The organism is Yersinia sp. FDAARGOS_228 (assembly GCF_002073315.2).
Taxonomy (GTDB): Bacteria; Pseudomonadota; Gammaproteobacteria; order Enterobacterales; family Enterobacteriaceae; genus Yersinia; species Yersinia intermedia.
Map to the genome: position 1 here is coordinate 3,766,315 of NZ_CP020409.2, position 14,780 is coordinate 3,781,094.

Genomic DNA, 14,780 nt, shown 5'->3' on the forward strand with positions numbered 1-14,780 from the left:
TTAACCGACCAGCGCATCCGGCAGTGACGTAATAAGTGTGCAGCCACAAGCACATTTATGGCCATGGAATGCGACAGGAATACCATTGTCCAGATAGTTCGGATTACCTTCCACAATCGTCGTCGGCCCATGGCCTTGGATCGGGCAGGAGACTTTATCGCCTTTACGGGCAACACCGAGACCGCCAAAAATCATGGCATCGGAACCAGACTGAACGGCACCGCCATGAGTGGTTTTATCACCGATACGGATAATTCCTTGCATTATAAATCCTTTAACTGAAAAAACTCAGTGATTATTAAGAAGAGCAATGTTGACTGCATTTTTTTTATAACTCGCTCAGGTATTTTTTCCAACTGAGCCATCATTGAGACATATTATTTTTAATAGCTTCGGTCTCACTTTTCATATCCTAATGCGAATCCACAAAGTTCAAATAAACAATAATTATTCTGGTGCGTATCTTTAACCTTTAGTTAAATACCGCCCTAACAACCAAAAACATTGGATTTATTACATTGTAATTTCTCGGTCAAATCGCTAAGATTATAAGCCTTAATTTTGATACGATTGTATTTATATTCCTTTTTTTATTTTATATTTAGCACGGAAATACCGTTTTCTTCTTTGCCACTCTCATAATTGCCAAATGTTGAATATTCACAATCACCATTAATAAAACTTATTATTAAACAATCAACTTGAAACCTTGAGTAATGATTGAATAGAAATTCACTATATGCAGGAGCATTTGAGCCAAATTCAAACCGGCCTTTATTACCCTCCATCCTGTATATTAATTGTTTTTTCCATACTTAACGTTGAAACAACTTTTATAGTGTTGCAAGAAAAACACTCATCTTGCGCCAGCAATGGAGTGGAAAAGACCATCAATAAGAAAACATAAAAATTAATTTTGTTTTTTATTAGTCTCATAGTTTTTCTCCATTCTTCTGTCATATCATATTGCACCTTACCACTATACGTCCGCGCAAACGTTAACCAATCTTTATCTCTTATAGACTTTAGCTCGGTGGCATCAAACTTAATAAAGTCGACAAATGCTTTTAATTGTTTCTCTCTGATTCAGACATTGCCATTATAAACGCTGCTAGAGACGAAGAGCCAGAGGCAGAATAATTATAACCTAGTATCTGAAACTTCCCCCATGACGCAGACATTAATACTGCTCTTTTAGTTAATCCGTAAGCACTTATCATTTTAGGATACTGAACTGATATAGCACCATAGCCACCTGCTTCAGGATTAGAAATATCGGATTGAGAATCATATACCCCATGAGTGTACTTACTAAAGTGATGTGGTAATGCTTCCAATTGGTTGATGCGTCATGAATAATACGGGCTTTTAAGGTACTCCTTTGGCCACTATCACAGTTCATTGTCCCCGTTTGTCAGTCAGCCTTGGTTTACCGTCATGGGCAGAACCCTAAAGGCCGTAACCGCTTTCGATGCCGTGAGTGCCATCGCGTATTCCTGCTCACTTATACGTATGAGGCCAGAACACCTGGAGTTAAAGACCAGATTACCTAAATGGCTTTCAACGGTGCTGGCGTTCGGGATAGTGCAAGAGTGCTGAAAATCGGCATCAATATTGTTATCCGTACTTTAGCCAAAGCGAATAACGACCTCGCCAGTCACCCATGCGTATGTCGCGCTCATCTGTGAACTGGATGAACAATGGGCCTTTGTGGGTAGCAAGGCCCGGCAACACTGGCTCTGGTATGCCTACAATACGAAAACAGGCGGTGTGGTGGCCCACACCTTTGGTCCTCGTACTGATGAAACCTGCCGGGAATTGCTAGCGCTGTTGACGCCATTCAGTATTGGCATGATAACCTGTGATAACTGGGATAGTTATGCCAGAGAAGTGCCCAAAGATAATCATCTGACGGGCAAAATATTCACCCAGCGCATTGAGCGCAACAACCTGACACTGCGTACCCGCATCAAATGCCTCACGCGTAAAACAATCTGTTTCTCACGCTCGATTGAGCTTCATGAAAAAGTCATAGGTGCTTTCATTGAGAAATACATGTTCTACTAATTTGTGGAATTACTAGGAAAAGTAATCTCTGTCGCTAAAGCCAACTGTGAAAACATAAATACATAAACAAGAAGGCATTATAAACATTAAATACCAATGAATAAAAACTCATTAACATCAAGCAACACCACTGCATTCAATTTAATACTGTCCCTTTTAAATATTCCTTTATAGACTCTGCGTTTTTATAGTTAAAGATAAGACCTGATGAATTGTACCCATCATAGCCAGACAGGTTTTTATCATTTAATACCTTCTCATTTGCTAAAAGTTCACCATTATAGTATTTATATGCAAAGGTTTTATAATGCTTAGCATTTATATTTTCCTCATCCCAAGACACAAGAACAATCACATTTTTGATATCATCTATTGGTGTAAAAAAAACCGTCTCGACCTCAGGCACTCCATCATACACCTGATAACTATCAATGGGCTTTGTTTTTAATCCACTATGTTTAACCAATGAAATAGACTCATCCTTCTCTCTGATAAAAGAGATGGTTATATTACTAGCTTTATCTAGAGAAAATGGCCCTTGAACAACATTGGTAGCTGCTTGACATGGTAATAGTATACAAAAAACAATAATAATGAAATGCTTAATCATAAACAATCACTCCAACTCTATATTAAGGCCAAGAAGAGGGGCTACTTTATTATATCTCTTAAGTCTATCAGCATATCCATTCTGTCCGCCATTTACAATTTGCGTAACAACAGAAACTGTTGAGTGTTTGGCTAGCTCTTTTAAATGCTCGCCACTACTATTAGTTTTCTTTACCCAGAATGCAAATGCTGACTCTACTCCATATTCAATATCAGTAATAATAAGCTCAGGATTAGTTACAAAATCCTTGGAATCAGAGGGATTCATTTTATTGTGGGTCCGAGTAAAATCTTGATAGGCACTTTTCCCAGTTAATTGAATCATACCTCGGCCACGATATGTATATCCATCTCCACTCGCTTCATCACCATTACCCATTCGACTAGCATAAACATAACTACCTAAATTACTGGCATTCCCTGCATAATGGCTTTCTTGTGTCCATAATTTAGCCCTTAACTGCCCCAGTGAACAAGAATCCGTCGAGGAATTATAATTCTTTTTCCCCCCCTTACATCCAAAGATCTCTCTCATCCGTTTTGCGGAATACCTTCCTAAATCTTCCTCAACTATCTTAAAACCACTTTCATGCCCTATTTGTGACAAGAAATGGGCGATTTCCTTTTTATCTGTCATTTTGTAACTACGTGCATATTTATTTACGTAAGGGAGGACTACTTGACATTGCACTATATCTAATTCCAAATTTGCAGCAACGATCATTTCTAATGTAATAATATCCTCAAACACATCTTCCAATGCATTCATAAACATCACCGGATGAAAATGCCACACTGGCGCTCCGCTCTTGAATGCATCCACCTTGCTCATCCATTCCATATCGTCCAGCCATTTTTTCGCATAAGCAATACGTAGCGGGTCATAATTCTGGAAAAATATGCTCCAACGGTGATGGCTGCTACCACCAAACCATTCACTGTCGTGCTTCACTATCAGGCGGGCCGCGATGTCCCTGACGCCCATTTCCGGGTGATGTACCGCGTTATACAGCTCTTTTCCTGTAATTTCGCCGTCACCGTCTGCATCTATTTTTTTGACCAGATTGTTATAAAAGGTCGATACCTGCTTTTGTTGTATGCCCCGATCCTGACCTAGTTGCTTAGAAAACCAGTCAAATGCTCCTTTTACCCAGCTCTCGCTCATAGACTTCGATACATCGGGCGAGGGGCCTTCTTCCAAAGTGGTGAATCCCAATTCTTTCAGGTCATACTGATGCAGCTCTTTTACATCTGCCTGTGCAATCCAGCTATGCGGACTGATTTCAAACCATGTTTTACCGTCTTTATCTTCAAGCGGATTACACTTATCGCGCGGGAGAATTATCCCTCCATCTTTTAAAACAATGCACGACATTGATTTAAATATACTCTCCTTCCCTTCTCCTGTTTTCTGATAAAGTGACTTACCTGACAGGACCTGAATATATTGTTTTCCGTGGGTAACCTGAGCTGGATTATTCAGAAAATTCGACATCCGCGGGTCGGTACTGATAACCTCAATATGGGCATAGTGACAGGAATCTACATTGCTCTTGCCGACAGGCGCAATATCTTCACCCAGGAAACCAATGGCATCGCCCGCTTCTATTCCCAGCGTTGTCGGCGGTTTCACTACCTCATCAAATTTTCCATGAGCCACCGCCTTTTGCATCCACACGGGCATCTGTAAATATTGCTCGCCATCCGGCTCCATGTATTCAGGCATTACCGTAACCCAAAATGTATCCCCTTCAGCCTGACCATCGCGATTCAGTTTTTTTGCGAGACCGAAAGGTTGAGTCTTATCACCATTACGAAACTGTTTTTCCTGCAACACAATGATCCGTTGGTCTTTCTTGATTTGTCCGGACTTTGTCGGAGCAACAGAGACCCCATCAGCTGAGGCGCTACTCTCAAATTTATCCGCTTTACGCTGTGCAACCGTTGTTTTCGCTTTAAAGCATTTCCCCTTTGGAAAGGCAGACAAGGGCGCAAGTCCCATATACAACGAATAAAACTCCAGCCAGCTATTCTCTTTTTCCGGATCGGGCTTGCAAATGGACTTCACCAACACAAATGTAGTGGAGTAACGCAGCTCTTTGCCGTTGTAATCTGCTGTCAGATAATCCTTGTTCAGACGCCATGCCACCACCTCTCCCTTTGCCATACACTGCAAAGGGACTGCTGTTTCTACATTATCCGGCGTCAGTACCGAACCGGGGGCAGATACGGCACTGACGTGAATTCCGCCATGCCATAAGCAGTTAGCACCCGCCAGCCAGGAACCGTGAGGCTCACGGCCGATCAGCCCCATCATTTCGTCCAGAGTGGTGTACTCACTTCCATTCTGTTTACGTACCGGGAAACATATTTTCATTCCAGCAATCCTTAGCGTGACATGTTGCCATCTGTTTCAGGGGGAAGAAGTTCAAGGGAAGTTTTGTCAAAGACAGGCACTTCTGTATTCAATGACGCGCCACTCATCGGCACTTGGTAGCGCGGAGCCTTCACAATGTAATCCCCTGCCGAGCCATGCTCTATCCCACTCTGGCTCAGCTTCAGATAGGATCCCCCGCCGTTGAGTGTCAGCGTTTTCGGGGTTGTGATGATGATTTCATCCTCGCTGCTGGTGATGGTGACCTGCTGTTTAGCGAAAAGTGCCAGCGTATTATGCTGAGCCTGGATTTCCACATCGCCCTGATTGGCCACCAGTTTAGCCCCCTCTTTATGCACAAACAGTCCCAGCGCCTTTTCAACTGTGATGGAGAGGTTTTTCATCGCGCCGATATCGAGGTGCTGGCCTGCATTAATCATGGTGTTGCGGGTGCTGGTCATCTGTAAATGCTCGCCAGAGGTGACGGCAATCCCCAGCGGCGCACTCGCCAATACGACAGCCGACTGCAAACCTGACAGGCGGTCTTTTACCAGGTTAATCTGGGTCTGAATATCCGATACTAGCGCCCCGGCCTGTTCAGCCGCCGAATTCAGTGCCTGCATTTCGCTGTTGGCCTGATTAATCAGGTTAACCGCGGGCGTCATCTCCAGCACCTGCCCCTGCGCTTTCAGTTGGTCGTCCGCTGTCAGGAAAATACCCTTAGCCGCGCGCACTGCACCAAACTCGTCGGTACGTAGCTCAAACCCACTTCCGCGCTGTTCACGTTGTGCATTGACCAAGTGACCCAGGTTCAGTTGGCTCTTACCAAACTCCGTAGAAAGCTTAATGTGCTCCTGCTGACGAAGGTCCTCCATCCTCAACTTATTATTTGCCGGAGTACGCCAGATGTTGCGAGTATGATTATCACTGGTGACGTGATCAGGATGTTCGGAATCGTGCTGTGTATAAGCAATATACGGTCTGTCCGGGTCGCCGCTGTCAAACACCACTGACACTTCCGTTCCGTCGAGCAATGGGGCATGCCAGCCATAAGTATCACCGGCATACGGCTTTGCCATGCGCAGCCACAGATAGGCATATCCCTGTTCTGTACTGTTACGGTCGAAGTCCAGCTTCACGCGGTAGCGACCCTGGTCGTCAAGCCAGGCGTAGGTATCGCCTTTCTCCGCGCTTTCTACTCGGGCAGGAAGTGAGCCAGAGATAACCGGGCGGTTAAGTAGCGCGGGGCGGTAGCAAACGGTGTCACTGTAAGGGATACCATCGAATTCCAAACGGAAGCTGCTTTTACGTGAGCCATGGCTGCGCACCGTTGTCACAACAATGCCATCTTTCAAACCGTCGGGTAGCACACCATCTGTTTCCAGCACCTGGCCGGGGCACAACTGTGGGCTGGTTGAACGCCCGCTGACGGTCAACTGGCCGTTAAGGATCCGCTCATGGCGTATCTGGGCATAAAATGCACCGGTTTCGGTGCTTTCCGTATCACCTTCCGACAGGAACGGCTCCGCGTAGTGGTAGACCTCACCCGTTGTAATGCCTTCCGCACTGCTGATGCTTTCACAACTGTCCTGCGGGGTCAGGGCCTGGCGGTAATTATAGTCACGCGTGGCGACGCTGCTGCTCACCACGTTGTAGGCTGTCTGGATATCCCACAAGCTCTCCTGCCCATTGTCGCTCATACCTGCTGGGTTACGTAGTGGAAGCCGGACATCAAACTGGTATTGCTCCTGAGAGTCCTGAAATATCACAACATCCTGTTCAACGCGGCTGTCCATTTCGAAACGCCAGAAGATGCCGACTTCTGCCAACAAGCGCTGTATAAATGCCAGGTCGGTTTCACGCCACTGAGTGATCAACTCCCGTGGCGGGTATTCACGCGATAGACGAAACTCAAAGTCCGGGCCTTCAAAACCGTGCTTGCGCAGAACCTGTTCTACGACTTCCGTCACGGATTGGTTAAGGTAAATCTCATTGTTTTTGGTGTGTTTTAACAGCGCGATCCGGGGTACCAGCGTCAGTGAATACCGGGTTTCATCGGCCGAAGTAGAGAGGCGACGAAAAGACTGCACTACGCCATAGACCGTTCGTACTGGCACCGCAGGTCCACCGGTAAATACGGGGGTCTGGAACGTAAAGGAACCCGGTTTAAGCAGCAGCGTGTCGCAGGCAATGTCCGACTCGCTACAAGTAAGTGAGACATTATATTGCCAGGGGTGACTGAAAGACTCTTCGGCATGAAAACTCAACACATCCAGAAAGTGTGGGCAATCATGTACACCCACATGGTAACGTGACTGCCCCAAGCGCTGTTTCAACTGATCGACTGCCTTATTCAGTATCGAATCACTCATCATTCATTCCCTCAAACGCCAAGGTGATCCCTTCGGCTTCATCCCAGCCCAACGTCAACGAGGTAGTGCGCTGTTGCTCGCTCATACGGCTTAACAGTTGCTGGCTCAGCACCGGCAAAATTTGCTGATTCAGCAGGCTGTCGATGTTGCGCGCGCCGGTGTCGGGCAGCAGGCAGGCAGCGACCAGCGTGTCGTACAGGCTTTCTTCAATAGTGCATTGCAGGCCGTAATGTTTGTTCAGGCGTTTAGCGACCTGTGCCAGTTTCATTTCAACGATGGTGCGCAACGCGGTGGCATCCAGTGGGCGGTAGATCAGGGTCTGGAAGCGGGCCAGCAAGGCAGGCTGGAAGTGGTCGCGCAGGATCGGGCGCAGCAGTTCGTGCAAATCACTGTGAGTCGCTTCCGGTTGTTCATCGAGCAATTGCATAAGATGATCACTGCCCAGATTGGCAGTCATCAGGATCACGGTGTTACGAAAATCAATTTCGCGCCCTTCACCGTCGCGCATAAAGCCACGGTCAAACACCTGATAGAACAGGTTGATGACATCGGCGTGCGCTTTCTCAACTTCATCAAGCAGCACCACGCTGTACGGGCGCTTACGCACTGCTTCGGTCAGAATGCCACCCTGACCGTAACCGACATAGCCCGGTGGCGAGCCTTTGAGCTGGGAAACGGTGTGCGCCTCCTGATATTCGGACATGTTGATGGTGATCAGCGATTTCTCGCCACCGAACAGTGTGTCGGCCAGTGCCAGCGCGGTTTCGGTTTTACCCACCCCACTTGGCCCGACCAGCAGGAACACCCCCAGCGGGCCATTTTCGGACGTCAGGCCGGTTTTGGCGGCGCGCAGGCGTTGCGCCATCTCAACCAGCGCTGCATCCTGACCGACCACGCGGGTCGCGAGATGGTTTTCCAGTTGCAACAAATCGGTCTGTTCGTCTTTCAGCAGGCTACTCAGCGGCACGCCGGTCCAGTCGGCGATAACCGTTGCCACAGTACGCACATCAACATCCAGCGACAGCAGCGGCGCATTGCCCTGAATCTGGCTGAGTTCTGTCTGCAACGTGGCCAGATGTGCCGCGTTGGCGATATCCTGACGCGCGTCGATAATCAGGGTGGTGAGGCGTTTCTCTGCTTCATATTGCTGTGCAAGCTGCTGCTGTCCAACCAGCAGTGCTGTGCGGCGTTGATCAATCTCAGATAAGCGCGTTGAACCGATGTTCGGCAGCAGGAGTAAATCCTGTTCAATGGCCTGTTGCTCCATCGCCAATGCAGCCAGTTCGGCGTTAATTTCCATCAGCGCTTCTGGCAGGGTGTCGATGCTCATCCGCACGCGGGCACCGGCAGTGTCGAGCAGGTCCACCGCTTTATCCGGCAGTTGGCGGCCAGTCAGGAAGCGCCGCGATAAGGTAACCGCAGCGGTAATAGCAGAATCCAGAATGTGCACGCCGTGGTGCTGGGCGTAACGGCCTTTTAAGCCGCGCAGCATCAGGCTGGCTTTGGCATCGTCCGGCTCGTCAACTTTCACCATCTGGAAGCGGCGTTCCAGAGCGGCATCCCGTTCAAAATACTGTTTGTATTCCGACCAGGTGGTAGCAGCGATGGTGCGCAGTTCACCACGCGCCAGTGCGGGTTTCAGCAGGTTGGCGGCATCTGCGCCACCGGCCTGATTACCGGCACCGATGATGGTATGGGCTTCGTCGATAAACAGCAGCACTGGCGTCGGTGATTGTTGTACCGCCTCGATAACATTTTTCAGGCGCTGTTCGAACTCGCCTTTGACCCCAGCCCCAGCTTGTAACAGGCCCAAGTCCAGGGTGCGCAGGCTGACGGTTTTCAGGCTATCCGGTACGTTACCTTCGGCAATTCGCAGCGCCAGCCCTTCAACCAGCGCGGTTTTACCCACACCCGGTTCACCGACCAGAATCGGGTTGTTTTTACGGCGGCGCGACAGGATATCGACCATCTGGCGGATCTCGGTATCGCGACCAAAAATTGGGTCAATCTGCCCGATTTTCGCTTTGGCGGTGACGTCCAACGTAAATTTATCCAGCGCCGCTTGCAGGGCGTCATTGAGTTGCGGCTGGCCGCTGGTAGAGGGAGTAGTCGCTGCCTCATTGGTCAGATTGACCGGGCTGTCTGCCAGTGCCGCAGCCTGCTGAACTTCAGGGCGCTCGTCGGATTGGCTGTCCAGCAACGGTAACAGGCGGTGTAACTGGGTGGTGCTCAGGCTGAGCAACGGCCATCCCGCCTCTGCGGTCAATAATGATGGCGAATTTATCAGGGCAGATAACAGATGAACGGAACGCACCGCATCAGCATTTTCCTGCAACGAGGCATCCAGCCAGGCACTTTTGATCAGTTGCTGTAACGCGGCTGACAACTGAGGTTTGCCCTGCACCGTGCGCGGCAACGTATCCAGATGGGCCAGCAACCCCTGCCACAGGCTGTCCATGTCCCACTCATAACGCCGGGCAATCACCGTGATATCGCCTTCACCCTGTTCCAGCAATTTCAATAACCAGTGTTCAACGGTTATCTCGGCATGGGCGCGGGTCTGACACAGGGTTGCAGCACCGGCCAGTGCCTGCGCGCAATAGGGATTTAACCGACGTAATAAGTGTGCTGAATGCGTTGTCATAAATTTTCTTCCTTGTATGCGAAACCTAGTACGTTAGCCGGTTTCAACTGGCGTTATTGTCGCCGTCAGTTTGTACACGGACAGCGCCGAGCACTGCCCAGGTGCAAAATGGCAAGTAAAATAGCCAGATGAAGCTGGCGTCGGGCACGCTACCGCCCATAGCCGTCAACCAAGGCCCATAAGGTCATCTGATAAAATGTCAGTGCGTTTGGCTGAATACCGATGCCCCGATGCTCAGCTAAAAACACAAAAAGCAGACGGCGAACCGCCTGCTGCTGCGGGTTACCCTAAATAATTCGTGTTGCAGGCAGGCGGCAAGTGAACGAATCCCTGGGAGCATAGATAACTATGTGACCAGGGTGAGCGAACGTCGCCAACGCACCTGCGGCGCGAAGAATGACGGGTAATTACGCGGTAGTACGCTCGTTCCAAGAATCGGAATGAATGATGTTGCCGTCTTTGTAAGTCCAGGTGATTTTTTCGTAACGCAGCTCAATGGCTTCGAGGTGATTGTGTTTCTCTTTGGCCGGATCCTTGATGTCGTGCATCTTCGGTGCCACTTTCACCAGCTTCACGTTCTCAAGCTTGGTATTGAAATATTCCACTTCCTGGCCCGCATCGTTAATGCGATACCATTTGAACTCAGCGGATTTCAGGGTCTGGCCGGTGGTTACCGCTTTGTACAGGTACGGGCTGGAAGAATCGATTTCCTTGGTGAACAGGAACGGGGTATGGATACGGGTGCCGGTCAGCTTGCCCGTGTTGTTGTCTGTCGGGATATACAGGTTATGTTCCTGCGCCACGATCTCAATGCTGCCTTCGCGATCTTTAACATCTACGGAACCTTTAATGTCCGCACCGCCATCATCTTTCAGCCACAGATATACTGGAATTGCCATGGGTAAATCTCCATTTCTAGGTTAATCACTCATCAATCATTTGATGAGTCTTGGGGGCTGGTGCCTTGCAGGCATCAACCTGCGGCACCAGACTAATGTCGACACGACGGTTGAGCGCACGGCCTTCCGCAGTGTCATTCGTTGTAATGGGGCGTGTCGCCCCGTAGCCCTGAACCGCAAAGCAGGTAGGTGAAACGTCGCTGGTTGAGAGCATCCAGTCGCGTAGTGCTTCTGCGCGTTTAAGTGATAGCGTCTGATTAGCATCACCATCACCCGTAATATCGGTGTGCCCTGCAACCACTATCAGCCAGCCCGGCTTGGCTTTGATGTCGATAAGCGCGTTGACCAGCATTTTGGTACTGTCTGGTTTGAGCTGGAACTTGCCCGTATCAAATAGCGACAACGCATCGAGGCGTACCGTTGTTGCCGTACTTTTCTCCTTCGGTGTTACAGGAGACAGTGGCGGGACATAGGTATCAATTGCCTGTTGAAGCGCCAACCACAGACGTTGTCCGGGATATAATCCCAAACTGTATTTCAAAGGTTCCCCCTGCCGCTGCCAGCGCTCAAGCAGTAAAGCATCCTGTTGAAGGGCGCTGAGTGCCTGTGCTTTGGGCGTATAGTGAGTCATCGGGATGGCGTACCAGCGTTGCAAATCTGTCCCTACCTGGTGGATAAGGCTCCGGTTATTGGCCACAGAGAATCCTATTGCGCACAAAGCACACAACATCAGAAGCCACACCAGACGGCGCGAAGTTTGCCCGCCTTGTGCTGGTACCGCATAAGGAGATAGCAGCGAAAGCACAACATCAGGAAAGCGATCCGATGCTTCAGACTGCCCCCGTGTTTGAGGAAGCTGAAGACAGGTTCGACGATGTAACCAATTAGCCCAAAGAGAATGGTTTCCGCCTCTCGGATAACCGGTTCGCAGTGCTACCGCAAAAGGATGCACTGGGGGGCAAAGCCGATCCGTTTTCGATAGCTCATCAAGTAAGATCTCACGGATAAAAGTGAATGCCTCACTCAGAACAGGAAGGGCCGTGATATGACCGGCAATGAGTTGCCATTCATGCAGTGGAATAGGCGCGTCATCAATCGGACATACCAAAGCATCGCCACCACGAACGATATTCCACGGTGTTTCAGGGCCAGAAAACTGACAGTTCAGAACCACCGGTAGTCGGAAACCCGTCAGCGAACTCAGGTGCCTGACCTGTTGACGCAGTGCTTTCAGCGATGCCCGCAAAACAGCCTCATCCTGATGCTGATCCGGCAGACAGGCGTACATGATTGAAAGTTGCCCCAGTTGGTGGGGCTGTTGTGCCTGGATGTTGTGCACAACATCGGTGAGTGCAGCAACATCGCCGACGCGAAGCCAGCAACCTTGCCCGGTTTTTCTCAGTGGTAAGTCGGGAAATAGCGCATCCAGCCCATCACCACACACCAGCACCACAGGGCTCTGGTTTTCAATGAGCGGTAAATCTGGTGTGGCAAGGGTATCGGCTGCCCCCGGACGACGACGCCATACGAACGCACCGCCGACCATGACGATCATCAGCGTGAGCAGTCCTTTGGCCCAAGTTGCAACCGGGAAGAAGTACCACAGCAACCATAGCAACACAGCAGCACTGATGAAGACGTGAAATACCCCAGAGACGATGGCTGATTTACGCATTAGTGTCGTAACTCCGGGAGTTGAGCGGATAGCAACGTCTGCAACCAATGATGCCCCCCCCACCAGACGATCCCGGTCAGTACGACCGCAAAGGTGACCCAAAACCAGACCGAACGTAGCAGGCTGTAACGACGACGACCGGTTTTGTTAACTATCAGAGATAGACCTATATCAGGCGGTGAAACCCGTTCGCTCAGGGCTTTGAGTGTTTCATCTCGCTGGGTCTGGCTCACGCTTTTCACGCTGTACAGCCCCTGAAAGCCCAGAGATAGCACCCGGTGATAGCACGTCAATACAGCAGTGGGCGGCGCAGTTTGACGCAACACTTCAGCAATACGATCCCAAATAGCCTCACCCGCGTGCAGAGAGCCGAAAAAACGTGCCTGAAGCGGCGCTGATCGCCAAGCTCGCTGCCCCTCGTCCGCATTGATAACCTCCCCCGCTTCAGCCTCCTTTGGCTTACGGCTCATCACCGTTTCATCAAGTAGAGCGCACTGGGCATATGAGATATGCTCAATGCTACTGTCGTCGTAGCCCGCTTTTTTCAGTGCGTCACGAACGTTTTCAACTTGTTTTAGGCAATTTTGATAGAGGGCCTTACCATCAGGCGTGGTGGCACCATGTCGCAGCAGGGTGACCGTTAGCCAGGTTTCTGCCATCAGTTGGTCAATATCGATTTCTTGTTTCATGAGCGCAACACCGCAAATAACTCAAGTTCCAGAGCCCCCAGAAGAGAAGGAACATAGAACATGCATACCCCCTGCTCAAGCATGTCGCGGGCAGCCACACTTTCCATATCGAGCGCAAAATACTGATTCTCCAGACGAACGGGTAGTGCCGCAGGAACGCGATTCACGGCAATCAGCGGAATGCCTTTAAGCGCCACACTGTAGATTTCATTCACTTCATCTGGAGATCCCGCTTTACAAAGCGCCGGGAATCGTTCGGCAATCTGCCAGGCTGGAATATCAGAGCGTACGGAGAGGTAGAGATCGGCTTCCTCACGCAAGCGCACATCATGCAGCGATGCCTTCCATGTTTGTTCATCAGGGCGTGACATTTCCAGAGCAATGACACGTGATGGCAGACTGGCTTCCAATAACCCAGTAATAAGATCAAACAGCGGTGGAAACGTATTACCCGGCTGCGCATGGTTATACCCAGGTATGGCATCAAGATCGCTGTCAAGCGAGAAGGTCAACATACTCCCGGCCAGACGCGCCAGCTCGGCCCAAACCTGCTCAGGATGACGCGCAGGAAAACGTTCATATTCCGTCAATACACGGGCATGAGAGTTAAGTGCGTTGAGCAGCCAGAAGAGGGAAACATCAGCAACCGCGAAATCAGCCAACCGTTCGTTACTCTCACGGCGCATCGACATCAGACGCTGACGGCGGGAGCGCAACTGGCGGTTCAGTAGGACGAGACGTTCACGCAACACTGGGCTGGCGGAAAATAACGCCATCGGAGGAATAAATGCGGGATCCTGACGCCATCCACCCTGTCCGTCACGCACCAGGCGGGTAACTGCACAAGTTTTCCATGATCCATTGTTTTCATGCTGGAAACGGATAGCCAGGTTAAAATGTGCCACCGCCATAGATTCTTCTTCAGGTCCAAATGCATCCGAAACGGTAACCCATTCTTCACGGTAGCGGAGCGGACGTTCAGAAATCGAGCCCGCCTGCTGGACATTAGACGTCCCTGGTTGCATCAGCGGTAGTGCAAGAACGACAGTTACCGATTCCTGACCCGCGAGTTGTCCGGGATCAAGTTCGCGAGCCTCAGGGGGTAAATCGCTGTTGAGTGTGTCAACCAGTGTGCCATCAGCAAGCCACAGCCGAAGTTGTCGGATTTGTATCAGTCCTGAAGACAGTAAATTGTCATCAAACTCCACCTTTTCCACACCCCATGGGAACGGGGAGGCCAGCGCTGACACGCCAGCACTTCTGAAGGACTCCCACTCTGACTGTTGCTGGAACTGCTGAGGAGACAGCAAGGCTCCCTCATTCCATAGCGGACGATAAATCTTCATCGGTACTTCCTTGCGTACAATCATGCCCAACGTCATTGGTGTTGCAGCTAGATGGCAACTAAACGAATCCCCAGGCGTTGACTAACGCCAATGACTGGGGAGAGA

General features: G+C 49.9%; 10 protein-coding genes and 2 pseudogenes. 1 reads left to right on the forward strand and 11 read right to left on the reverse strand.

The annotated features are described in order from the left end of the window. The 3 genes and pseudogenes from A6J67_RS17470 to A6J67_RS17480 form a co-directional block, all read right to left on the reverse strand. A complete protein-coding gene (locus tag A6J67_RS17470; protein WP_050290038.1) occupies positions 1-264 on the reverse strand; it encodes a PAAR domain-containing protein in 264 nt (87 codons plus the stop codon). A gap of 513 nt (positions 265-777) precedes the next feature. Beyond that, entirely contained in the window at positions 778-960 is a 183-nt protein-coding gene (locus tag A6J67_RS23530) for a hypothetical protein (protein ID WP_050297500.1), read from the reverse strand. Between the two features lie 72 nt (positions 961-1,032). Further along, a pseudogene (locus A6J67_RS17480) lies at positions 1,033-1,337 on the reverse strand (N-acetylmuramidase domain-containing protein); the annotation flags it as partial. Positions 1,338-1,381: 44 nt separating this feature from the next. Between A6J67_RS17480 and A6J67_RS17485 the strand changes: the two are divergent. Continuing rightward, positions 1,382-2,067, forward strand: a pseudogene (locus tag A6J67_RS17485) (IS1 family transposase). A gap of 136 nt (positions 2,068-2,203) precedes the next feature. Here the strand turns inward: A6J67_RS17485 and A6J67_RS17490 are convergent. The 8 genes from A6J67_RS17490 to tssK form a co-directional block, all read right to left on the reverse strand. Beyond that, on the reverse strand, positions 2,204-2,677 hold the full coding sequence (locus tag A6J67_RS17490; RefSeq protein ID WP_050297503.1) for a hypothetical protein: 474 nt from the start codon (positions 2,675-2,677) through the stop codon (positions 2,204-2,206). 6 nt (positions 2,678-2,683) lie between these two features. Then, positions 2,684-5,053 (reverse strand): glycoside hydrolase family 19 protein, encoded by a 2,370-nt coding sequence (locus tag A6J67_RS17495; protein ID WP_050297504.1) that lies wholly within the window; start codon positions 5,051-5,053, stop codon positions 2,684-2,686. Positions 5,054-5,064: 11 nt separating this feature from the next. Further along, entirely contained in the window at positions 5,065-7,422 is a 2,358-nt protein-coding gene (locus A6J67_RS17500; protein WP_050297505.1) for a type VI secretion system Vgr family protein, read from the reverse strand. After that, positions 7,415-10,066, reverse strand: a complete 2,652-nt coding sequence (tssH, locus tag A6J67_RS17505; RefSeq protein WP_080608305.1) for a type VI secretion system ATPase TssH — start codon at positions 10,064-10,066, stop codon at positions 7,415-7,417. Before tssH ends, A6J67_RS17500 begins: the two co-directional genes overlap by 8 nt. A gap of 407 nt (positions 10,067-10,473) precedes the next feature. After that, positions 10,474-10,965: a type VI secretion system effector Hcp gene (hcp, locus tag A6J67_RS17510; RefSeq protein WP_004711812.1), complete on the reverse strand. Its 492-nt coding sequence runs from the start codon at positions 10,963-10,965 to the stop codon at positions 10,474-10,476. A 25-nt stretch (positions 10,966-10,990) separates the two neighbouring features. Beyond that, on the reverse strand, positions 10,991-12,640 hold the full coding sequence (locus A6J67_RS17515; RefSeq protein WP_080608306.1) for an OmpA family protein: 1,650 nt from the start codon (positions 12,638-12,640) through the stop codon (positions 10,991-10,993). After that, entirely contained in the window at positions 12,640-13,329 is a 690-nt protein-coding gene (gene tssL, locus A6J67_RS17520) for a type VI secretion system protein TssL, short form (RefSeq protein ID WP_050297508.1), read from the reverse strand. Before tssL ends, A6J67_RS17515 begins: the two co-directional genes overlap by 1 nt. Beyond that, positions 13,326-14,675 carry a type VI secretion system baseplate subunit TssK gene (gene tssK / locus A6J67_RS17525; protein WP_050297509.1) on the reverse strand — a complete coding sequence of 450 codons (1,350 nt, stop codon included), beginning with the start codon at positions 14,673-14,675 and terminating at the stop codon, positions 13,326-13,328. The genes tssL and tssK overlap by 4 nt, the downstream gene beginning before the upstream one ends. Positions 14,676-14,780: the final 105 nt, after the last annotated feature.

Coding starts and splice junctions, on each gene's coding strand:
- A6J67_RS17470 (WP_050290038.1), bottom strand. CDS start 264: ATGCAAGGAATTATCCGTATCGGTGATAAAACCACTCATGGCGGTGCC.
- A6J67_RS23530 (WP_050297500.1), bottom strand. CDS start 960: ATGACAGAAGAATGGAGAAAAACTATGAGACTAATAAAAAACAAAATT.
- A6J67_RS17490 (WP_050297503.1), bottom strand. CDS start 2,677: ATGATTAAGCATTTCATTATTATTGTTTTTTGTATACTATTACCATGT.
- A6J67_RS17495 (WP_050297504.1), bottom strand. CDS start 5,053: ATGAAAATATGTTTCCCGGTACGTAAACAGAATGGAAGTGAGTACACC.
- A6J67_RS17500 (WP_050297505.1), bottom strand. CDS start 7,422: ATGAGTGATTCGATACTGAATAAGGCAGTCGATCAGTTGAAACAGCGC.
- tssH (WP_080608305.1), bottom strand. CDS start 10,066: ATGACAACGCATTCAGCACACTTATTACGTCGGTTAAATCCCTATTGC.
- hcp (WP_004711812.1), bottom strand. CDS start 10,965: ATGGCAATTCCAGTATATCTGTGGCTGAAAGATGATGGCGGTGCGGAC.
- A6J67_RS17515 (WP_080608306.1), bottom strand. CDS start 12,640: ATGCGTAAATCAGCCATCGTCTCTGGGGTATTTCACGTCTTCATCAGT.
- tssL (WP_050297508.1), bottom strand. CDS start 13,329: ATGAAACAAGAAATCGATATTGACCAACTGATGGCAGAAACCTGGCTA.
- tssK (WP_050297509.1), bottom strand. CDS start 14,675: ATGAAGATTTATCGTCCGCTATGGAATGAGGGAGCCTTGCTGTCTCCT.